This window comes from Paraflavitalea soli (assembly GCF_003555545.1).
Classification (GTDB): domain Bacteria; phylum Bacteroidota; class Bacteroidia; order Chitinophagales; family Chitinophagaceae; genus Paraflavitalea; species Paraflavitalea soli.
Genome location: NZ_CP032157.1, coordinates 6,179,607 through 6,200,492, shown reverse-complemented (window position 1 = coordinate 6,200,492; position 20,886 = coordinate 6,179,607). Strand labels below are relative to the sequence as shown.

The following is a 20,886-nucleotide window of genomic DNA, read 5'->3' as shown; positions in this document are numbered from 1 at the left end:
ATAGTAACGAACCTTATAGACGCTCTCAGGCGCCGATTGGTTCGCCGGGCTGGCCCATTAAAAGAATTTTAACAAGATGGCCTTATGATCGCTAAGTAATTATCATTAGCAGCCACCCAGTTATGTGGATATCACCGGATGTGGTGGCTTAATGGGCGGATGCGGGCATTAATTCTACAATTGGGCGTTCATTATGTGGAATGTTCACACAAATCAGTTTGCATTATTTTGGGCTGTCTTTTAAAGGGCTGATATACAGCCATTGTCTTCAGACATCATTTGTGGCATGAATTTTATACTGTATATAGTACAAACGAACGACGATTTCCTGGAAAGTAAGGTCGACTATCTCTAACAGGATAGATGATAAACACAAAGGAATAAGCGTTCATGAAAAGTGTGTTCCCTACGGAGCGCACTTTTCGCTTTTAGATTATTTCCCCTGCTGCACATCATGCCATAATACACTTTCAATTCTCTGCCGGTAACTCATTTGTGGTATTTAGTGGTTTAAAGATTAAGTACTTATACTATTGTCGGTGTTTTAAAAAAGCGCCAGTTTAGCATAACTGTTTGGTTCCCTTACGCTGCTTACCTATTGTCCTTAAAACATAACTGTAAACAAACATTATGACTGCTGAAAAAAAGCTGGGGTTATCCTTATCAGGTGGGGGATACAGGGCTGCTGCGTTTCACCTGGGTACACTGCGGAAGCTGCATGAGATGGGGGTTTTACAGCAGGTAGATGTAATGTCTACCATATCGGGAGGTTCAATAACAGGTGCTTATTATTGTTTGAATAATAAAGATTTTGAGGCCTTTGAGAAGCATATGCTGGAGGCCCTTGGCCATAAGAACGTAATCAGACAAGTATTTCTTTCCTTTACATTTATCAGGACCTTGCTGTTTTTGCTGGTATTTCTTGTGCCAGCTGTCTATGTACTGTTCACACCGTACGCCTGGCTGTCCCTTATTTTGATTGGATTGCTGTTGTATTTGTTTGTTCGTTTCCAGTTTGCCATTTTCCCGGTGAGTAAAGAAATAGAGAAAGCCTATAACAAATTCTTCTACAACAATGCTACGCTTTCGCAGTTAACCAATAAACCTTTATTGGCTATTGGTTCTACGAACCTTCAAACGGCCAGGCCCTTTACATTTTCCCGGCTGAAGATGGAAGATTCCTCTTATGCATTCCTGGATCCGCCTGTTCGTTTTAAGCAGGATGAATTCCCGGTAGCCCGGGCAGTGATGGCCTCTTCCTGTGTTCCTTTTGCTTTTACACCGGTGCATATTGACCAGGTGTATTTTGAAACGCCGGCCGATATGCTGCGCGTGGAGCCTCAACTGGTAGACGGTGGCGTGTATGATAACCAGGGTATTCAAAAGCTTACTCAAAAAGGCAGCCTGTATGCCTGCGATATTGTTATCACCAGTGATGCGGGCAATAAGCTGCCTTTCGAGGGCTCCTTTAATAACCTGCTGGTGTTATTGATCCGGACGATGGATGTGTTTATGGCACGCATCAAAAACTTTCAAATGGTGCAGGACATTTATGATAATGCTGCGAATGCCGGCCGTCAGATGGCTTATTTGTCATTGGGATGGAACCTGGAGCAATGCATTCCTGGTTTTATTGACAACCTGGCGAAAGGAAAGATCACGGAGGAAGTGATTGAAGCGCACCAGTTCAAGCCGGAATGGGTGGCGGATCCGGCCCGGTACCGGAAAGAGCTTACTACCTACCTGGAAAACGAGGTAAATTATAAGGTGATCCTGCAAAGTAACCTCAAACCACCACAATTAACGATAGCCCGGAACGTAGGGACAAACCTGACCCCTTTATCTAAGGAAGAACTTACTTACCTTGCTATACAAGCAGCCAACCTTACTGAATTGCAGGTAAGGCTGTACTGTCCTACATTAACGCAACCGTCATGAAAGACTGTGCCAATATTACTACTATAAAGCCTGCCTTCCGAAAGTTGCGGGCTTTTACTTTTGATCCCTCTCTGTCCCTTAAGCTGGACACGAGCATTATCAATAACATTGTTTACAAAGTGCCCTGGGAAACGCTGAAACCGGGACCGGTGGGAGAATACATCGAAGTCGTGGATTTTGACCCTTCCAGCGGTTGTTTCTATAAGCCGGTAAACCTGGATGATCCTTATACGCTGGCACAGGATGGGCTTGACCCGGCAGAGAGTAATCCGCAGTTTCACCAGCAGATGGTGTATGCAGTGGCGATGATCACGATTAAGAATTTTGAGCGGGCACTGGGGCGTAAGATATTGTGGAGCCCATACCGGGATAAAAGTGGTTATGCGGCGGGCTATGTACAGCGGCTGCGGATCTATCCACATGCATTGCGGGAGGCCAATGCGTATTACAGTCCGCAGAAGAAGGCATTGTTGTTTGGCTATTTCAGTGCAGCGCCTGACACGCCCAGTTTAATGATGCCCGGGGGTACGGTGTTTACCTGCCTGAGTCATGATATTGTAGCGCATGAAATAACCCATGCGCTGCTGGATGGCATGCACCGCCGGTATATTGAAGCCACACACCCTGATTCGCTGGCCTTCCACGAGGCCTTTGCGGATATTGTAGCCTTGTTCCAGCACTTTACCTTCCCGGAAGTATTGAAGGATCAGATAGCGCGTACGCGGGGCGACCTGGCCAGCCAGAACCTGCTGGGGCAGCTGGCGCAGGAGTTTGGAAAAGCCATTGGGCATTACGGCAGCCTGCGGGATGCGCTGGGAACGGTGGATGATGAAACGGGTAAGTGGCAGCCATTGGCGCCCGACCCTATGGATTACCAGAAGATCGTAGAACCGCATGAGCGCGGCTCGATCCTGGTGGCTACGATCTTTGACATATTCAGTAATATTTACCGGCGCCGGGTGGCGGACCTGCTGCGTATTGCCACAGGCGGTACGGGGATGTTGTCGCCGGGTTCACTGCATCCGGACCTGGTGAACCGGATGGCGCAGGAGGCGAGCAAAACAGCGGGGCAGGTATTGAAAATATGTATCCGGGCGCTGGATTATTGTCCGCCGATGGATATCAATTTTGGGGATTACCTGCGGGCCATGATCACTTCGGATTATGACCTGGTGGAAGAGGACAATTTGGATTACCGCATTGCCATCATAGAAGCTTTCCAGCGGCGGGGTATTTTCCCGGACAATGTAAAGAACATGAGTGTGGAAAGCCTGCTGTGCAAGGTGGATGATGAGCTGGATGCATTTGAAGACCAGTTTACGAACCTGCTCGAGTTCTTCAAATTATTCAAAGAAAAGATCAGTTATATCACGAACCGGGAAGACCTGTATCGCCTTACCAAGGTATTTATCACTGGTGGTTATATTGGTGACCCTGATACGGAGGGTGACAAGTCTAAGTCTACAGGGAAGAAAGGTGCCCAAAGTATTATGGGGCTTCACCAGCGTTTGAATGTAAAGTTCATGGGGGCGAAGGCAGTTGAACAATTCAGCCAACTGACGGGCTTGTTACTGGATGAAAGGCTGATCGATTACCAGGGTATCGGTCGGTCAGAAGCAAAAAATACGATGGGGGCGCCCAAGCTGGAAGTACACAATCTAAAACTGGCCAGCCGGGTAGGGCCCAGTGGCAATGTATTGAACCAAATACTGGTAACGCTCACGCAGCGGCGGGGAGTGGTGTGCGACACGGATCAGTATGGCAATGTGGAGGTGAAAGGTTTCTTTGTAGCTGATAACCCTGAAAACGGATGGTATGCGCTGCCGGAAAAATCGAGTTCGCTTCCCACGAAGCAGCCCTATCCCGGGAAAACGGAAGGGCTTACGGGAGAAGGCAGTGAAAAGGTGTTGCCGAAGGGCTGGTTTGTTTTCAGGGGAGGATGTACGCTGATCTTTGATCTGAACTATGCTTCGAGCAAAGACAATGTGAAGTTGAAGTATATCATCAAGAAGGATATTAATGATAAAGAGCGGATGAAGCGGCAATACCGCATGCTTTTCAACAATAATGATTTTTCGCTGAACGCTACTTATTTCGGTACGGCTTATGGCAACCTGGAAGCAGAGCCATTTGCCATTATCCATAAAATTCTATAATGGGCTTATGGCTGCTGTAAAAAAAACTACGCGGAAAGCTGCACCTAAGAAGGCTGCTTCGAAAGGGGTAAAACAAGCTGCCTCCTCAGCAAGTGCAAGTAAGGCTACCGGCAAAGTAGATAAGAAGCCGGTGAAGAAAGCTGCGCCTGCAGCAACCGCACCAGTAACCGGCGGAGCGACGGCGAAGGCCGACAGTGTATCTGTACGCATGTATGCGCATGGATTTGGGGATTGTTTCCTGCTCACTTTTTTGAGTAAGGAAAAGCCGGTGTACCGGATGCTGATCGACTGTGGTATGCTTACGGGCGATACGGACCGGTTGCGGCAGGTGATCGACCATATCAAAACGGACTGTGGCGGCAGGCTGGACCTGGTAGTACAGACACATGAGCACAAGGACCATATATCGGGGTTCAACCTGCGGGATAAAAATAAGAACCTGCTGTGGGATGCCATTAAGGTAGACAGGGTATGGCTGGCCTGGACAGAAAACACCGGCAGCAATGGAGATGACCTGGCGATACAATTGAAGCAGAAGCAGGACAAAAAGAAAAAGGCGCTGGCGAAGGCTTTGCAATTATACAATTCCTCTATACAGCAGGCGGAGCACCGTACGATGATGAATAAGGAATACCAGGGTTCGGATTATTATGCTGCGCAACAGCGCTATGCGACAGCGCTGCAGCAGATACTGGGCTTTTTTGATATCAGTGCGGAAGATGTAGCTGGCCTGGCTGCCAATGGCGCGGAACTGGGGCTTACGATGAAAGATGCGATGGGTTATTTTATCAACCGTAGCCGGACGAATGGTAATCCTGATATTAGTTTTTGGAATCCCGGGGAACAGGCTGATGCTAAAACCACGGGATTGCCGGGTATTAATTTCTATTTCCTGGGGCCTCCCAAGGATTATGACAAGCTGCGGGTGATGGAAGATTCGGAGCACATTGAAATGTATTTGACGGAGATGGGACTTTCTGACAATTTCTTTGTGGCACTGACGAGTGAGGAAGATGAGGAAAGCAATGAAGCCCTATCGCCTTTTCACAAGCGCTACCGCTGGCAAGGGCCTATGAAGGGTGAGCAGGAGGATCCGGAGGGTGTATGGAACCTGTATTACAATAAGGACCACGACTGGCGCAGTATTGAAAATGACTGGCTGCACAATGCAGGAGCGCTGGCGCTGAACCTGGATTCGTATACCAACAATACGAGCCTGGTGATCGCTATTGAGCTGGAGGATAGTGACAAGGTATTGTTGTTTCCGGCAGATGCGCAGATCGGAAACTGGCTTAGCTGGACGGAGGCTGTGGATGACAAAAACCCGGAGCCTCGTTTGAAATGGCAGGTCATGAAAAAGGGTCAGCAAAAAACGATCACGGCAGAGGAATTACTAAAGCGTACGGTATTTTATAAGGTGGGGCATCATGCCAGCCATAATGCGACGGCCCGGAAGCATGGGCTGGAATTAATGACGAGCGAGGACCTGGTAGCGATGATACCGGTGGATGAGGCGGTAGCCAAAAAGCAGGGCAAAAAAGGCTGGAAGATGCCTGCGGAAGACCTCTACAAGCGACTGCAGGAAAAGACGAAGAGCCGTATTATACGGCTTGATAAAGGCAGCATATTGGCCAATGGAGCAAAAGACCTGCCGGAAGGGGCCAAGCCCAATAAACAGCAATTGGATGACTTTAATAGCTGCGTGAGTGAATCTGATATTCTTATTACTACAGAGGAGGGTATAAAGCGCCCCTTGTTTTGGGAGTACCTGGTGAAAGGATAAGGCAACAATATTGCATATACTCCTTATATTTCACCTAAAACAAGGATATTGCGGACTTATGCAACTACAGGCAGGAGATCAAAATAGCAATGGCAGCCGGGTAATACAATGGACAGCACTGACTGCTCTATTTTGCGCTTTCTTTTCCCCGGAGGGCTTTGCCCAGTCTGATACAGCCAAAAAGTTTGACCGGGACTATTATGAATCTTATACTGACCTGGTAACTTCCCGGGTATACTTTTCCCAGAAATATACGGCACTACGTATCCGCGGAGCGGACAAGGGCAGGGACCTGGAGTATCGCCCCAATACGACGCTCAACTTTGGGGTGGGCGCTACTTATGGCTGGTTTACGCTAAACCTGGCTTATGGTTTTGATTTTCTGAACCGGGCAGATGATGCGAAGGGTAAAACACGCTACCTGGACCTGCAATCACATATTTATACGCGCAAAATGAGCATTGACCTTTTTGGTCAACTGTACCGGGGCTTTTATGCTTATCCTAAAAGGATCGTACCGCAAAACGATAAAGAGTGGTATTTAAGGCCGGATATAAAAATGCGACACTTTGGTGCTGCCGCTTACTTTATCTACAACTGGAAAAAGTTTTCTTTGCGATCGGCCACGTTGCAGAATGAGTGGCAGAAAAGATCAGCCGGCAGTTTTTTATTTGGAGGTGAATTCTATTATGGGCAAAACAAAGGAGATAGTGCATTTGTGCCGGGCGCTTTGGCGAATGAGTTTAGCCAGGCGGGAGTAACAAAAACGCGCTATTTTGATATTGGTCCTGGTATCGGATATGCCTATACCTGGGTGTGGAAGGAGCATTTTTATGCCACTGGTGGTATAACAGTAAGCTTTCCGATCAGCTTTCAGAAGCAATGGCGGAATGATAACCCGGAACACAAAGCGTCTATCAGCCCGGATGTACTTACCCGCATAGGTATTGGTTATAATAGTGACCGTACGAATGTGAGCATTATATGGGTGAATAGCACGGTACAAACGAAGGGAAAAAGTGGAGAATATGCTATACGGACGGGAAATGTGAGGCTCAATGCGGCTTACCGGTTTATGCCGGGGCCTTCGCTCAAGCGTAAATTAAAATTCTTTGAGTCGAAGCAGTAAAGGGAATAAAGAACCTCCTCCGGAGAACAGGAGGAGGTAATGACAACATGCATATATGAGAATCGTCATCATTTTTATTTTTTACTGAATGGCATTATAGACCCATCCTTCATTTTCTTTTGTCTGCCGTTGTTTTTCCCAGGCCAGCACGGCAGTTTCCAATACTTTTTTGAGGTTCATTTTCACTCTTCTTCTTTGCAGTTTTAACACGACACCCTGCACTTCTTCTTTGTACACCATCACCTGGTCGTTGTTGTAAAACCGGACGGTGTATTGTTTCGGTACATGTACATTGGACTCAACGACCCAATATCCTTTTTCAGAAACCCAGCGTGGAGTAGCGGGTGCAGGGGTATCCTCTTCGTTCTGCGCAAACGCAGCGGTACTGCCCATGAGTAAACAGGTAAGTACCAATAAATTCAAACACTTCTTCATGGCTAATAATTATACTTTAGAAATACTTGTAGCACTCCTAAAATTATAGTTCATGAAGGCAGAGAAAACACAAAGTGGATCAACTATGGTAGTTGTTTGACGGATGTACTAAAAAGGGTGTGTTAACCAGAAAATTGTCGACGAAAGGTGTTGGTCGATGGAAGTGGTTGATTGTTGCCAGGGGGATGGCATTCGAATAATAAAAACGAAAAGGGTGAGCCGCCTTTGAAAGGCGACCCACCCTTGTTCTACACGCAAGTGACTGTTGATTATTGTAAGGGATTAATAAAACCTACTTGACAAGAAAGCGCTTCGACAAGCTCAGCGTGACAATTTATTCCAATTCTTTGAGCCAGGCCTGGGCTTCTTCGCGGGCGGCTTCTACTACGCTTTTGCCGGCACGGAAACACATCTTCCATTGGCCATCTTTGGCTTCATAGGCGGGATTGGCAAACATGCTGCCATTGAGTTTGGCATCGAAATCGACTGTTGCTGAAATAGTGAGGAATTCTTTCAGCCTTTGTTTGATGAGCTCTTTGGCATCAGCAGGGAATCTCTTTTCATCATCGGCTTTGTTGAGTTGTTTGTCGATGGCATTGTCGATCATCTTCATGGGATTGGGAATGCCGAGTTTCTTTTTCTTATAGCCCAGGCGTTCATTCCTCCACTTTGTATATTTCTTCTGGAAATCGCTTGTTTTGGAATACTCTTTGGCAAAGCGGATCAATTGACGGGTGCCGGCCACCTGCAATTCATCCGGTAAGGATTTGGCTTTCTTAATCACCTCGTAAGAAGTAGAAATAAAACCACCGCCAAAGGAGGCGATGACGTTTTCTTTGGCATCATCTTCGGTGACACTGAGGTCTTCAAAAATGTTGGTGACGGTGGCAGCCAGTAATGTGATGGCTAACACGAATATGCTTAAACTTTTCATGGCTGATATCCAGGTTGGTTTGTTAAATTATATGCAAACCTATTGGATAAAGCAGGGCGGGGCAATCGCACAAACATGTGAATTGTTGAATATGCACCCCAAAAGGGGCAGGAAGGTTAAGGATCGGTTTTTCTGTGCTAAAACAAGTGTGGAACGGAATGGTATTTGTAATTTTATAGACGCAATTCTAACTGGTTATCACGGATCCATTGTTTGAAAAAGGGAGGGTATTATGAAGGAGGACAAAAACAGTGTAACCAACCAGCATGCCTGTCACTATATTACCTTTAATACAGTAGACTGGGTAGACGTGTTTATTAAGCCCGTTTACAAGCGTATTATTGCCAATACGCTGAATGATCTCATCACTACCAGGAGTCTTACGGTGTATGCCTGGTGCCTCATGACCAATCACGTGCATTTACTGTTGCAAGCCAAAGACGGCACGGGGTTGTCTATGATCGAGCGGGATTTCAAACGAATGACCACCACCCATATTTTAGAGGCTATGGAAATGGAACAGGAACTGCGCCGTAACTGGATGCTGAGCCGGTTTGAACATTTTAGTCAAAGCCTGAAGAAGATCGAGAAATACCAGGTATGGCAAAGCTGCAGCAATCCGGAGTTCCTGGACTTTAAGCAGCCGATGAAAGTAAAAGAGTACCTGAGCTATATCCATGAAAACCCGGTACGGGATAAGATCGTACTGCTGCCGGAGGATTACCTGTTCAGTTCGGCCGGCGATTATGCGGGGCGAAAGGGTCCGGTGCATGTGACGGTCATTGACATGGAGGGGCTCATCAAAGGGGTGGTGAAGGGGAGGCCGTGAATGGCGAGTGGAACACAGCGACGAGCTTTGAGCTGCGAGCAAAAGGCCACTTATGACCGGATGGGACTATTTAATAGCTTCTTTTAATGCCTGCACGGTCTTCTTATCATTTCCCACAAAGATTTTGTCTTTAAGGATGGCGACGGGGCGCTTGAGAAAGGTGTACTCTTCCAGGATGAGATCGCGGAAATCTTTTTCGGTCAATTGCTTGTCCTTCAAGCCCATTTCCTTGTATTTAAGGGCCCGGCGGCTAAACAGGGCTTCATAGCTACCAGCCATTTTCTTCATTTCGTCGAGCTGGGCGGGGGTGATCTTTTCGGTCTTGATGTCCTGCATGGTAAATCCTGCCTTGTCTATGCCGGTTTCCTTAATAATGGCCTGGCAGGTGGTGCAGGTTCCGAGGTGGTAAAACTTCTTCATAATAGTAAGAAAAGCGCAATTTAAAGCATTGATCTTGAATAGTTATACCTATGTTTTGGTTAAAACGGATGTTCCAACTGTAATAATTTCCGACATTCGCCGACCAATTAGTATCTTTTCGTTAAAACCACCCAAGTTTGCAGTCCAGGCCTGACCAAAATGAATTTATAGTGTTGGTAAATCAACACCGGGGTATGTTGTACAAGGTATGTAACCTGTATTGTTCATCGGAGTATGATAAACAGGACCTTTTCCAGGAGATCGTGATCCAGTTGTGGAAAGCCTATCCACGATTCCGGGGCGACTCTAAGTTTGGTACCTGGCTCTATCGTATTGCGCTCAATACAGCGATCTCAGACCTTCGTAAGCAAAAGAAGCATATTCAAAGTGTGGAACCAGACCAGCTGCCGACTGAGATCCAGGATATTCAATACAATAAGGACAAAGAAGAAAAATTACAGCAGTTATACCGGGCAATTCACCAGCTTCCTGAGATAGAGCGGGGTATTGTGATGTTGTACCTGGAGGATAAAAGTTACGATGAAATGGAGGAGATATTGGGTATTAATCAGAATAACCTGCGGGTAAAGATGAACCGGATAAAGGAAAAATTACGTAAACTCACTAAAGTTGTAGAACATGGATTTGGATAACCTCAAAGAGATCTGGAAGGACCTGGACGAGAAGGATTTCCATCCTGCCAAGAGGGAGGGGATAGTGCCTGCTGTGACCAGTCATGAGGAAGAGATTGCGGCCATTTTACGGAAGCGTTCTCAGAACCCAATTGCAAAGATTAAGCGTAACCTGGCCACAGAAACGATCGTGATCGTGGTGCTGTATTCCATTACGATGTGGTATTATATCACGGCCTGGAAAGGGCAATATTGGGAAATTGCGGTTTTGCTGGGTATCATTGGCGCATCCTTCGTGGTCTATTATTTCCGTAAGAATAAGCTGCTGAAGGAAATGCAGCGGGTGGATTATGAGGTGAAGGCCAACCTGGAGCAACGGCTGCATACGCTTGAAAAATACGTACGTTTTTATTTTGTGTCTGGCACTGTGCTTACCCCTGCCGCTTATTTTGTAGCCGGCGTGATCGTATTGTTTAAAACACCTCCGCGCTCTACAGAAAAGATCCCTCCTATGTTCACGCATATTACGGGGCACGACTATTTTGTATTGTTTACGGTATCGGGTGTAGCCCTGGCTATTGGTAGTTATTTTCTGAATGTATGGTATTCCAATAAGCTATATGGCAGGCATATCAATAAGTTGAAGAACTTATTGAATCAAATGGACGAAGAAGTGTAAGTGTCATTTTGACGGTAAGCGCTTGCCTGTTGAGTTGCCAGGATTTCTGAGGTATTGATGGTGTTAATTTAACAAGCTCCTTGTTAAATTAGTATTGCTTTCAAAGGACGTGGTATTTTTTAGTAATTTGAGCATCTAATTTATTTACGATGCCTGCTACCCGTCGCGATTTTATCAAACAATCTTCTCTGCTAGCCGCTGGCTTTTTCCTGGATAAAGAAGACCTTTTCAAGAAGAAAAAGCCTGTAGGCGTACAGCTATACACCCTCCGCAATCAGATTGGCAAAGACCCCAAAGGCACCCTTGAAAAAGTGGCGCAACTGGGCTATAAGCAAGTGGAAACATTTGGCTATGGTAACCGCAAGTGGTTTAACCTCTCGCCTGCTGAATTATCAACCATTTTAAAGAACAATGGGCTTAGCTCTCCCAGCGGCCACACGTATCCCGGCAGCTTTTTCCTGAAAGGCGGTTGGGAAGATGAATGGAAAAAGGCGGTGGAGGATTCCAAAACGCTGGGACAGGAGTTCATAACGATCCCCTGGCTGGAAGAAACCTACCGCAATAGTGCCGATAACTACAAAAAGATCGCCGAAGGGCTGAACAAGGCAGGCGGCATGGCCAAATCAGGCGGGATGAAGCTGGCCTACCACAATCACGATTTTGAATTTGCCACGGTAGACGGGCAAACTGGTTTTGACATCCTCACCAAAAATACAGACAGCAAACTGGTACACTTTGAACTGGATCTTTATTGGGCAGTAAAAGCGGGACATGATCCCGTAAAATTGTTCCAACAGCATCCGGGCCGGTTTGTGATGTGGCATATCAAGGATATGGACAATACGCCTAAGAAGTTCTTTACTGAAGTGGGCAGCGGAGTGATCGACTTCAAGCCGATCTTTAAGAATGCCAGGCTGAGTGGAATGAAATACTTCTTTGTAGAGCAGGATGAATGTCCGGGTTCTCCTTTTGATAGTATTGCCAAGAGTATTGGTTATTTGAACGCGAATATATTGTAGCAAGCAGGTGAGCCGCCTTTGGAAGGCGACCCACCTTTGAGCAGGTCTACCTACAGAGTTAATTTGTAAACCTCCCTTTTTAATTAAAACACAACGATCATGAGCCATCGCAGAAAGTTTCTGCAGCAAACAGCTGCCCTGGTAACGGGCGCTACTGTACTGTCTTCTTTTGACAACAGCACTTTTTCCATATTCAAGAATCGTATTTCACCGTCGGACCAGCTCAACGTTGGAGCTATCGGCATCAATGGGATGGGATGGGCCAATGTAAATGCAGCGCTCAAGGTACCGGGGGTAAACCTGGTAGCGATCTGTGATGTAGACAATAATGTATTGGACAAGCGCAAGGCTGACCTGGCGAAAATGAAGGTGGATGTGTCCAAAGTGAGTGTGTATACGGATTACCGCAAGCTGCTGGAGCAAAAAGATATTGATGTGGTGATCATCGGTACGCCGGATCACTGGCATGCGCTGCAAATGATCCATGCCTGTGAAGCAGGCAAGGATGTGTATGTGGAAAAGCCGGTAGGCAATTCAATTATAGAATGCAGGACGATGGTAGCTGCGCAACAACGGTATAACAAAGTAGTGCAGGCCGGCCAGTGGCAACGCAGCCAGCAGCACTTCCGGGATGCTGTTGATTTTGTACACAGCGGACAACTGGGCAATATCCGCACAGCGAAAGTTTGGTGTTACCAGGGGTGGATGCATCCCGAGCCTGTACGGCCAGATAGCGCGCCACCTGCGGGCGTAGATTATGCGGCCTGGCTAGGCCCCGCTCCTACCAGACCTTTTAATGCGAGCCGTTTTCACTTTCATTTTCGCTGGTTCTGGGATTATGCCGGCGGCCTGATGACGGATTGGGGTGTGCACCTGCTGGATTATGCACTGCTGGGCATGAAGGCGCCCACGCCTAAAACGATTGCAGCGCTGGGTGGCAAGTTTGCCTATCCTGATCTTTATGAAGAGACACCTGATACGCTTACGACCTTATATGAGTTTGATGGGTTTAACCTGGTGTGGGATTCTGCGATGGGCATCGATAATGGTTCTTATGGCCGTACGCATGGCATTGCCTTTATTGGCAACAACGGCACGCTGGTGCTGGACCGGGGTGGATGGGAAGTGATCGAGGAAAAGCAAAGTAAGAGTAAGGTGTCAAAACCACTGGTAAAAGCTTCTGATAATGGGTTGGAAAAGCATTGGGAGAATTTTGTGGGGGTGGTGAAATCAAGGAAGATGGCGGACCTGCATTGTTCTATCCAGGATGGCGCTCATGTGGCTACGGTAGCACAGATGGGCAATATAGCTTTCCGTACGGGTCAGAAGTTGACCTGGGATACTGCCAAGGGGGCTTTTACAGACAATAAAGTGAACAAAGACTACCTGGTGAAGGAATACCATAATGGGTATAAGCTGCCGAAGGTATAATTGAAAAGCATATGAAAAGGGTGAGCTGTCTTTAGAAGGCAGCTCACCCTTTTTTATTACTTCAATCTTTTGATCCTGATGTTGCGGTACCATACGGGATCGCCATGGTCCTGGAGGGCGATGCGGCCACTTTTGAAGGTGCCGAAGGTGGGCCATTCTTTGAATTTGCTGCCTGCGATCATTTTGCGCCAGTTATCATCCCACATTTTGGTGCTTACTACTTTGGCGCCGTTGAGGTAGAACTCCAGGGTGCTGTCTTTGGCGATGATCTCGGCCTCGTTCCATTGGCCTACGGGCCTTACTGTTTCGGGTGAGCTGGAAATGAGGTCGTAGAGATCGCCGGCGTGGTGTTTATTGATCTTACCGTCTTTGTGGCCGGCATTGTCGAGTACCTGCATTTCGGGACCTGTATGGTATGTCTTTTCGATCTTAGGGTCTTCTTTCACATAGAACATGATGCCGCTGTTGCCGTTGGAATCGAGTTTCCATTCTACTTTCAGGTGGAAGTTGTCGTACTCTTCATCGGTAACGATATCACCGCCGCCTACTGTCTTATCGTCCTTGCGCTGGGCAGGATCGAGGTGGAGGGTGCCATCTACTACTTTCCAGGCGGAGCCATCGGACAGGTTTTTGAATACATGCCAGTTCTTCTTGGAGGTGCCGTCAAAAAGCAGCTGCCATCCGTCGGCCTGTTCGGCAGCGGTGAGGCTGTTATTTGCCGGAGGAGTGGCAGGTGTTGCGGCCATAGTATCTTTTTTGGTATCGTCGGCTGTAGCCGGTTTCTCGTTTGACTGGCAGGCGCTAAAAGCTGATGCCAGGATAAATGCAGCAAGCAGGGATCGCATAAATGTGGATTTAGTTATTCATTCAAGATACAAGATTGTATCTAAAATTTAACTAATGAAATGTTAACCGACTGCCTTCAACGGCAGTCATTTTATACAAAAGCAAAGAGGCTGTCCCTGCAAAAGGAACAGCCTCTTTGCTTTTATGATTTGATCCTTTTAGAGCTCTTTTACCTTGATGTTGCGGAAGAACACTTTATTGCCGTGGTCCTGCAATACGATATGGCCTTTGTGGAAAGCGCTGAAGTCGGGTGTGTTTTTGAACTTGCTTTGGGCTTTCATGGCAGCCCAGTTATCATCCCACATGGTGGTTGATACGATCTTGGCGCCATTCTGGTACAGATCAAGCTTGCCTTTATTGAGTACAATTTCCACCTGGTTCCATTCTCCGATCGGACGAACGTTTTCTGGTGTGGCGGTGATGAAGTCGTACAGGTCGCCGGCGCGGTGCTTGATGTTTTTGGCATCGGGGTGCTTGTCGTTGTCGATGATCTGCATTTCGGGGCCGGTAATGTAGGCGTATTTGTATTTCAGGTCTTCCCGGGCGAGGAAAATGATGCCGCTGTTGCCGCCTTCTGTGAGTTTCCATTCTACTTTCAGGTGAAAGTTCTCAAAAGAGTCGGTGGTAATGAGCTCACCTGAGCCCTCGCCTTTGGGGCCTCTGGCGGCGGGATCATAATAGAGGGCGCCATCCTCTACTTTCCAGGCGGAGCCATCGGTACGGTTGTTGAAAATATGCCAACCCGCTTTGGTGGTACCATCGAACAGGAGTTTCCAGCCATCCTTTTTTTCCGCTTTGGTGAGGGTGTTGAGGGATGGGGTGCTGGTAGTATTTTTAGAAGAGCTGCAGGCGATGGCGCCGGATACGAGGAGCAGGAGGCAAAACCGTTTTAGCATTGTAAAAAATTTGGGTTCAAGGTAAGAGAATTTTGTGAATCAACAGATTTAAAGTGGGGGAAATATTGGAGGGAGGGGAAAACAGGAGGACATGATGGGTCTTCCGCGGAGCGGGGCAGGTTTTGCTTCGATAGCAGATGTCTCCCTGCGGTCGACATGACAAGGAAGGGGTGACATCACAAAGATGGGACACGACAAGGAAGGGGTTCTAAAGAAACAGGTTCTGCCAGGCACCTGAACGACCAGGCAATGGCAGAACCTGTTTTGACAATCTGTTACCAGGCGCTCCTTATTTCTTGAGGGCCAGGATGTATTTTACCATCTCTGTTGCATCTTCTTTGCTGAGGGCAGGGTGCGGGGTCATTGGTACGGAGCCCCAAACGCCTGTGCCGCCATTGATCACCTTGTTTACGAGTGTGTCAATATTGGCTTGTGTAGCTTCGTATTTAGCGGCTACATCGGTATAAGCAGGACCTATATTTTTTTCGCTGATCTTGTGGCAAGTGGTACAGTCGTTGGAGCCGATCAGTTCGAGACCTTTTTGGTTCTCAACAGCCAGAGGGTCGGCTTTTTTCTCCTCTTGTTTTACTTCAGCAGGCTTTTTTTCTTCTCCACCACAGCTTGCGATGGCACCGGAGATCAAAAAAGCGATCATCAACTTTTTCATTGTGCTACTATTTTAAATATATGACAAATGCATGACGCGGGCGGACGCAATTTACTTTACAAACCCAACACGGAGCGATTAAATTTTTCATCGCTTCCAGTGCCTGCGAAATCATCGAATGCTTTTTCGGTAACGCGGATAATATGGTCCTTGATAAAGGGGGCTCCTTCAGCGGCGCCATCTTCCGGATGTTTGATACAGCATTCCCATTCCATGACTGCCCAGCCGGCATAATCATATTGGGTGAGCTTACTGAATACAGACTTAAAGTCTACCTGCCCATCGCCCAGGGAACGGAAGCGGCCAGCCCGGTTGATCCATGACTGGTATCCGCCATAAACACCCTGTCTGCCGGTGGGGTTGAACTCTGCATCTTTTACATGGAACATGCGGATGCGCTCATGGTAGATATCAATGTATTCGAGGTAGTCGAGGCATTGCAATACAAAATGGGAAGGATCGTACAAGAGGCATGCCCTGGAGTGGTTGTTGGTATGCTCCAGGAACATTTCATAAGAAATGCCATCGTGCAGGTCTTCGCCGGGATGTATTTCATAACAAAGGTCTACTCCATGCTCATCGAAGTGGTTGAGGATGGGTAGCCAGCGGCTTGCCAGTTCTTTGAAACCGGTTTCTACCAGGCCTGCGGGGCGCTGTGGCCAGGGATAAACGGTGGGCCAGAGCAGGGCGCCGCTGAAAGTAGCGTGGGCATTGAGGCCCAGGTTCTTAGAAGCCTGTGCAGCCCATTTCAATTGTTGTACAGCCCATTCGTACCTCGCTTTGGGATTGTTGTGGACTGCTTTGGGGGCAAATCCATCAAACAGGGCATCATAAGCGGGGTGGCTGGCTACGAGCTGGCCCTGGAGGTGAGTGGACAGTTCGGTGATCTGCATACCGGCCTCTTCTATGGTGCCTCTGTATTCGTCAGCAAAGGTTTTGCTTTCGGCTACTTTCTGCAGGTCGATACAGCGGCTATCCCAGGTGGGAATCTGCACGCCAATGAAACCCAGTCCTTTTGCCCACTGGCAAATGGATTTGAGGGAGTTGAAAGGAGGTTTATCACCCATGAACTGGGCGAGGAAAATACCGGGTCCTTTGATTGTCTTCATATAGCTTAAAGTTTAAATGCACGTGAATCGGCAATCGTGAATCGGCAATGGTTCGCGCTGTTTTCAGTCACTAACCATTATTTCACTAGCGAAAAACGGCAAATATTAAATTTCAATGCTTCATTAAGCGTTAGTTACACTTTGAATTCAGTCCACTTAACAGAAGAAGCGCTGCTGGCTACTACGTTGTCGATGAATGCCATACCGCGGATGCCTTCTTCCACGCGGGGGAAGTCGAGCATTTCGGGTGTAGCTTCTTTGCCGTCGATGCGGGCAGACAAGGTAAGGGCGAAGTTGCGGTAGATATTACCGAATGCTTCGAGGTATCCTTCCGGGTGTCCTCCGGGAGTGCGGCAGTTGTGGGTGGCAAAGCTGGACAGGCGATCGGTGTAACCGGCGCCGGCGCGCAGGATCTGGGCGGGCTGGTCGAGCCATTTTACCAGGAGGGTATTGGGTTCATGCTGTGCCCATTCAATACCGCCTTTCTCGCCATAGATGCGGATCTTCAGTGCATTTTCTTCACCAGCTGCTACCTGGGAAGCCATGAGAACGCCGGCGGCGCCATTGTCGAACTTCAGCAACACGTTGCCATCATCATCAAGTGCACGGCCAGTGACCATTACATTGAGATCGGCACAAAGGTGGGTGATCTTGAGTCCGGAAATGTATTCTGCGAGGTGAGCGGCGTGAGTACCGATATCGCCCATACAGCCACTTTTACCTGATTTTTTAGGATCTGTTCTCCAGGCAGCCTGGGCATTGCCTTCGCGCTCGCTGAGTTTGCTTAACCATCCCTGGGGATACTCAACCCATATTTTGCGAATCTTGCCGAGAACACCGCCCTGCGCCATAGCACGGGCCTGTTTTACCATCGGGTAGCCGGAATAGGTATGGGTGAGGGCGAGTATAAGCCCTGTTTCGTCGACCTTCTTTTTTAATTGTAAGGCCTCATCAAGTGTAAAGGTGATGGGCTTTTCTATTACCACATGGAAGCCATGATCGAGGGCCATCATAGCAGGTGCGAAGTGTGCGAAATTGGGGGTAACAATGGTTATGAAATCAATGCGTTTATCGGCGGGGAGCTGACTTTCTTTTTTGATCATCTCCTCGTACGTGAGGTAGGTACGATCCTCGGGGAGGAACAATGATCTTGCGGAATCTACAGCGATCTCAGGATTAATGCTGAGTGCTCCTGCGGCCAATTCGATAAGGCCGTCCATATTGGCTGCAATACGGTGAATGGCTCCGATGAAGGCATCTTTACCACCACCAACCATTCCCATTCGTAATTTTCTGTTCATGTAAAAATGATTGGAAAGTATTATAATTTGTTAAAAGAAGAAGGCGATTTAAAAATAAAAAATTTACATTTACGACCGTATATTGAAAATTGTTCAATGGGTCGAAACGGGTGTTAAAGTTAAGCAGGATATGATGAGTTTTACAAATTAATGGAATATTAATCGGGAGAAGAAAAAGATGAGACGGGAAAGACATTTGCTTTGATAAGAGGGATTGAATGAATAGTGAACGACCGTTAGCTTTGGTGGTGGGAAATGATAGGACAGAAGATTGTAAGGCGTTTAGGTTGTAGAGCGAGTTGTTCGACAGTAAGCAAAAAGCTGCGAGCCGGTTGTTTCGAAAGGGTGAGCCGATGAAGAAGAATGTTCCATTTTTAAGGGGTCAATTAGTTTCCTAACGATATCACAAATAAAAAAACTCCTTGCCATGCAATCAACCATCCAACGTGGTCAATTATTCTGGGCCAGTTGCTTAGCGCTTTTGGTAACTTCTTTATCCTTTGGTATACGGGCCGGTATTCTTAATAAGCTAGGTTCTGACTTTAATCTAAATGCTTCTGAACTTGGCGTTATTGCAGCTACTGCCTTCTGGGGCTTTCCTTTGGCGGTAGTTATCGGCGGTTTAGTTGTAGACGCTATTGGCATGAAGCGATTGCTTGTGCTGGCCTTTTTCTTTCACCTGGCTGGCATTCTGCTTACCATTTTTGCCAGCGGCTACTGGACCTTATTTATCTCCACTCTCTTAATTGGTATTGCAAACGGCACTGTTGAAGCGGCTTGTAATCCGCTGGTGACGGCATTGTATCCTGAAAACAAAACCACCAAGCTGAACCACTTTCACCTGTGGTTTCCGGGTGGCATCGTGATTGGTACGCTGATCACGTATTTCTTTGAAAAAGCTGGCATAAGCTGGCAGATCATGGTAGGTACCATGTTGCTGCCGACGGTTATCTACGGTTACTTATTTTCCCAGCTGAAATTTCCTGTTACCGAGCGCGTAGCAGCAGGGGTATCAACCGGCGAGATGTACCGTTCACTGGGTAATCCGCTTTTCATCTTCATGATCATCTGCATGTTTGGTACGGCTATCACCGAATTGTTTACTGGTCAGTGGATCGATGTATTATTAAGGAATGTTACTGATAATGCGATCCTGATCCTGGCGGTATCAACGGGTGTGATGGTAGTAGGCCGTGGGCTTGCCGAACCTGTAGTTCACCGGTTATCGCCACAAGGTGTATTGTTGATATCAGCTGTATTAGCTGCGGCGGGTATTTATTTATTGGGACATACAACAGGCAATATGGTCTTTGTGGGTGCGCTTGTTTTTGGCATGGGCGTATGTTATTTCTGGCCTACGATGTTGGGTTTTGTTTCAGAGAATCTACCGAAGACAGGTGCTGTGGGATTGAACCTGATGGGCGGTGCGGGTATGTTTGCCGTTTCAGTTTACATGATGTTTATGGGCGGTTATTACGACAAATTATTAGGTAATAAATTGCCGGCAGGCGCTGTGCTGGCTGATTATAATGCAGCACCGGCAGGTTCTGAAATGGCCGGGGCACTTGCAGAAGCGAAGAAAGCTGCAGGCCCTGAAATTCTGAACGCCACCCTGGTAATACCGATCGTATTAGCCGTTGCCTTTGCAGGATTGGTCATTTATATGCGTGGCAGGAAGAAACCACAGCAGATGACTGTAGCAGGAGCCTGATATTAATATGTTAATGACTTGTTTTTATAGATCTGTGTAGTAACATTTTTGTACATTCAATATCAACGTTTTCACATGTCCAACAACCAATCACGCCGGCTTGCCCTGAAGAATATAGTGGCGGGCACTGCAGCCATCGGAACAGCCGGTATGCTATCCTCATTTTCAGCTTCAGAAGAGACTAAATCAACAACTTTGAAAGGAAATATCAATCATTCGGTATGCCGCTGGTGTTATGGCAGCATTCCGCTGGAAGAATTTGCCGCAGCGGTAAAAAAGATGGGCATTGTAGCGATTGACCTGGTGGGTCCCAAAGAGTGGCCTGTATTGCAAAAGTATGGTCTGTACTCTTCCATGTGTAACGGCGCAGAGATCAACCTGGTAGACGGCTTTAATGACAAGAAGTTCCATGCACAGCTGATCAAAAACTATTCAGAAATGATCCCGCTGGTAGCCCAGGCAGGGTATAAGCAATTGATCTGCTTCAGTGGTAACCGCCGGGGAATCGATGATGAAACGGGCTGGAACAATTGTGCAGAAGGATTGAAGCAGCTTACGGGACTGGCTGAAAAGCATAAAGTAACGCTGGTGATGGAACTGCTGAACAGTAAAGTGAATCACAAGGATTATCAGTGTGATAAAACGGCCTGGGGGGTGGAATTGTGCAAGCGTGTAGGCTCTGAAAACTTTAAGTTGCTGTATGACATTTACCATATGCAGATCGATGAAGGGGATGTGATCGCAACGATCCGCAGCAGTCACCCTTATATCTCTCATTATCATACAGGTGGTGTACCGGGCCGGAATGAAATTGATGAAACACAGGAATTGTATTATCCGGCGATCATGAAGGCGATCCTTGAAACAGGCTTTAAGGGTTATGTGGCGCAGGAGTTTATCCCTGCACGTAAAACCAATGAAGAAAGACTGGTATCGCTGGAGAAAGCCGTGAAGATATGTGATGTGTAGGC

19 protein-coding genes are annotated in these 20,886 nt (G+C 47.3%); 11 read left to right on the top strand and 8 right to left on the bottom strand.

The annotated features are described in order from the left end of the window. Positions 1–630: 630 nt before the first annotated feature. The 4 genes from D3H65_RS23670 to D3H65_RS23655 are packed head-to-tail and all read left to right on the top strand — an operon-like array spanning position 631 to position 7,006. Positions 631–1,938, top strand: a complete 1,308-nt coding sequence (locus D3H65_RS23670; RefSeq protein WP_119052686.1) for a patatin-like phospholipase family protein — start codon at positions 631–633, stop codon at positions 1,936–1,938. Then, positions 1,935–4,094, top strand: coding sequence for a gluzincin family metallopeptidase (locus D3H65_RS23665; RefSeq protein WP_119052685.1), 2,160 nt, complete (start codon positions 1,935–1,937; stop codon positions 4,092–4,094). Before D3H65_RS23670 ends, D3H65_RS23665 begins: the two co-directional genes overlap by 4 nt. 7 nt (positions 4,095–4,101) lie before the next feature. Continuing rightward, the gene (locus D3H65_RS23660) at positions 4,102–5,877 is read left to right on the top strand and encodes a ComEC/Rec2 family competence protein (protein ID WP_119052684.1); all 1,776 of its coding nucleotides are present in this window, start codon (positions 4,102–4,104) and stop codon (positions 5,875–5,877) included. Between the two features lie 58 nt (positions 5,878–5,935). Continuing rightward, positions 5,936–7,006 (top strand): DUF4421 domain-containing protein, encoded by a 1,071-nt coding sequence (locus D3H65_RS23655; protein ID WP_119052683.1) that lies wholly within the window; start codon positions 5,936–5,938, stop codon positions 7,004–7,006. A gap of 81 nt (positions 7,007–7,087) precedes the next feature. On the opposite strand, the gene D3H65_RS23650 is transcribed toward D3H65_RS23655, so the two are convergent. After that, entirely contained in the window at positions 7,088–7,441 is a 354-nt protein-coding gene (locus D3H65_RS23650; protein ID WP_119052682.1) for a hypothetical protein, read from the bottom strand. Positions 7,442–7,775: 334 nt separating this feature from the next. After that, positions 7,776–8,375, bottom strand: coding sequence for a hypothetical protein (locus D3H65_RS23645; RefSeq protein WP_119052681.1), 600 nt, complete (start codon positions 8,373–8,375; stop codon positions 7,776–7,778). 232 nt (positions 8,376–8,607) lie between these two features. Between D3H65_RS23645 and D3H65_RS23635 the strand changes: the two genes are divergently transcribed. Next, the gene (locus D3H65_RS23635; RefSeq protein WP_119052679.1) at positions 8,608–9,204 is read left to right on the top strand and encodes a transposase; all 597 of its coding nucleotides are present in this window, start codon (positions 8,608–8,610) and stop codon (positions 9,202–9,204) included. Positions 9,205–9,270: 66 nt separating this feature from the next. Here the strand turns inward: D3H65_RS23635 and D3H65_RS23630 are convergent, their stop codons facing one another. Beyond that, complete coding sequence (locus D3H65_RS23630; RefSeq protein WP_119052678.1) at positions 9,271–9,624, bottom strand: arsenate reductase family protein; 354 nt, start codon at positions 9,622–9,624, stop codon at positions 9,271–9,273. 170 nt (positions 9,625–9,794) lie between these two features. On the opposite strand from D3H65_RS23630, the gene D3H65_RS23625 reads away from it, so the two are divergent. The 4 genes from D3H65_RS23625 to D3H65_RS23610 all read left to right on the top strand — a co-directional run bounded on the left by D3H65_RS23625 (position 9,795) and on the right by D3H65_RS23610 (position 13,385). Further along, positions 9,795–10,277 (top strand): RNA polymerase sigma factor, encoded by a 483-nt coding sequence (locus tag D3H65_RS23625; protein ID WP_262707712.1) that lies wholly within the window; start codon positions 9,795–9,797, stop codon positions 10,275–10,277. Further along, positions 10,264–10,935 carry a hypothetical protein gene (locus D3H65_RS23620; protein ID WP_119052676.1) on the top strand — a complete coding sequence of 224 codons (672 nt, stop codon included), beginning with the start codon at positions 10,264–10,266 and terminating at the stop codon, positions 10,933–10,935. Before D3H65_RS23625 ends, D3H65_RS23620 begins: the two co-directional genes overlap by 14 nt. A gap of 149 nt (positions 10,936–11,084) precedes the next feature. After that, entirely contained in the window at positions 11,085–11,954 is an 870-nt protein-coding gene (locus D3H65_RS23615; RefSeq protein ID WP_119052675.1) for a sugar phosphate isomerase/epimerase family protein, read from the top strand. Positions 11,955–12,053: 99 nt separating this feature from the next. Next, positions 12,054–13,385 (top strand): Gfo/Idh/MocA family protein, encoded by a 1,332-nt coding sequence (locus D3H65_RS23610; protein WP_119052674.1) that lies wholly within the window; start codon positions 12,054–12,056, stop codon positions 13,383–13,385. A 56-nt stretch (positions 13,386–13,441) separates the two neighbouring features. Here D3H65_RS23610 and D3H65_RS23605 read toward each other — a convergent pair whose 3' ends face one another. The 5 genes from D3H65_RS23605 to D3H65_RS23585 form a co-directional block, all read right to left on the bottom strand. After that, positions 13,442–14,230, bottom strand: a complete 789-nt coding sequence (locus D3H65_RS23605) for a 3-keto-disaccharide hydrolase (RefSeq protein ID WP_211345538.1) — start codon at positions 14,228–14,230, stop codon at positions 13,442–13,444. Between the two features lie 159 nt (positions 14,231–14,389). Then, on the bottom strand, positions 14,390–15,127 hold the full coding sequence (locus D3H65_RS23600) for a 3-keto-disaccharide hydrolase (protein WP_119052673.1): 738 nt from the start codon (positions 15,125–15,127) through the stop codon (positions 14,390–14,392). 289 nt (positions 15,128–15,416) lie between these two features. Continuing rightward, positions 15,417–15,794 (bottom strand): c-type cytochrome, encoded by a 378-nt coding sequence (locus D3H65_RS23595; RefSeq protein ID WP_119052672.1) that lies wholly within the window; start codon positions 15,792–15,794, stop codon positions 15,417–15,419. Positions 15,795–15,850: 56 nt separating this feature from the next. Continuing rightward, a complete protein-coding gene (locus D3H65_RS23590) occupies positions 15,851–16,903 on the bottom strand; it encodes a sugar phosphate isomerase/epimerase family protein (protein ID WP_119052671.1) in 1,053 nt (350 codons plus the stop codon). Positions 16,904–17,037: 134 nt separating this feature from the next. Then, on the bottom strand, positions 17,038–18,204 hold the full coding sequence (locus D3H65_RS23585) for a Gfo/Idh/MocA family protein (protein ID WP_119052670.1): 1,167 nt from the start codon (positions 18,202–18,204) through the stop codon (positions 17,038–17,040). A 427-nt stretch (positions 18,205–18,631) separates the two neighbouring features. Between D3H65_RS23585 and D3H65_RS23580 the strand changes: the two genes are divergently transcribed. After that, the gene (locus D3H65_RS23580; RefSeq protein WP_119052669.1) at positions 18,632–19,915 is read left to right on the top strand and encodes an MFS transporter; all 1,284 of its coding nucleotides are present in this window, start codon (positions 18,632–18,634) and stop codon (positions 19,913–19,915) included. Positions 19,916–19,990: 75 nt separating this feature from the next. Continuing rightward, complete coding sequence (locus D3H65_RS23575) at positions 19,991–20,884, top strand: hydroxypyruvate isomerase family protein (RefSeq protein WP_119052668.1); 894 nt, start codon at positions 19,991–19,993, stop codon at positions 20,882–20,884. Positions 20,885–20,886: the final 2 nt, after the last annotated feature.

What these genes read in the sequence shown, in the direction of transcription:
- D3H65_RS23670 (WP_119052686.1), top strand. Translation starts at nt 631, where the DNA reads ATGACTGCTGAAAAAAAGCTGGGGTTATCCTTATCAGGTGGGGGATAC.
- D3H65_RS23665 (WP_119052685.1), top strand. Translation starts at nt 1,935, where the DNA reads ATGAAAGACTGTGCCAATATTACTACTATAAAGCCTGCCTTCCGAAAG.
- D3H65_RS23660 (WP_119052684.1), top strand. Translation starts at nt 4,102, where the DNA reads ATGGCTGCTGTAAAAAAAACTACGCGGAAAGCTGCACCTAAGAAGGCT.
- D3H65_RS23655 (WP_119052683.1), top strand. Translation starts at nt 5,936, where the DNA reads ATGCAACTACAGGCAGGAGATCAAAATAGCAATGGCAGCCGGGTAATA.
- D3H65_RS23650 (WP_119052682.1), bottom strand. Translation starts at nt 7,441, where the DNA reads ATGAAGAAGTGTTTGAATTTATTGGTACTTACCTGTTTACTCATGGGC.
- D3H65_RS23645 (WP_119052681.1), bottom strand. Translation starts at nt 8,375, where the DNA reads ATGAAAAGTTTAAGCATATTCGTGTTAGCCATCACATTACTGGCTGCC.
- D3H65_RS23635 (WP_119052679.1), top strand. Translation starts at nt 8,608, where the DNA reads ATGAAGGAGGACAAAAACAGTGTAACCAACCAGCATGCCTGTCACTAT.
- D3H65_RS23630 (WP_119052678.1), bottom strand. Translation starts at nt 9,624, where the DNA reads ATGAAGAAGTTTTACCACCTCGGAACCTGCACCACCTGCCAGGCCATT.
- D3H65_RS23620 (WP_119052676.1), top strand. Translation starts at nt 10,264, where the DNA reads ATGGATTTGGATAACCTCAAAGAGATCTGGAAGGACCTGGACGAGAAG.
- D3H65_RS23615 (WP_119052675.1), top strand. Translation starts at nt 11,085, where the DNA reads ATGCCTGCTACCCGTCGCGATTTTATCAAACAATCTTCTCTGCTAGCC.
- D3H65_RS23610 (WP_119052674.1), top strand. Translation starts at nt 12,054, where the DNA reads ATGAGCCATCGCAGAAAGTTTCTGCAGCAAACAGCTGCCCTGGTAACG.
- D3H65_RS23605 (WP_211345538.1), bottom strand. Translation starts at nt 14,230, where the DNA reads ATGCGATCCCTGCTTGCTGCATTTATCCTGGCATCAGCTTTTAGCGCC.
- D3H65_RS23600 (WP_119052673.1), bottom strand. Translation starts at nt 15,127, where the DNA reads ATGCTAAAACGGTTTTGCCTCCTGCTCCTCGTATCCGGCGCCATCGCC.
- D3H65_RS23595 (WP_119052672.1), bottom strand. Translation starts at nt 15,794, where the DNA reads ATGAAAAAGTTGATGATCGCTTTTTTGATCTCCGGTGCCATCGCAAGC.
- D3H65_RS23590 (WP_119052671.1), bottom strand. Translation starts at nt 16,903, where the DNA reads ATGAAGACAATCAAAGGACCCGGTATTTTCCTCGCCCAGTTCATGGGT.
- D3H65_RS23585 (WP_119052670.1), bottom strand. Translation starts at nt 18,204, where the DNA reads ATGAACAGAAAATTACGAATGGGAATGGTTGGTGGTGGTAAAGATGCC.
- D3H65_RS23580 (WP_119052669.1), top strand. Translation starts at nt 18,632, where the DNA reads ATGCAATCAACCATCCAACGTGGTCAATTATTCTGGGCCAGTTGCTTA.
- D3H65_RS23575 (WP_119052668.1), top strand. Translation starts at nt 19,991, where the DNA reads ATGTCCAACAACCAATCACGCCGGCTTGCCCTGAAGAATATAGTGGCG.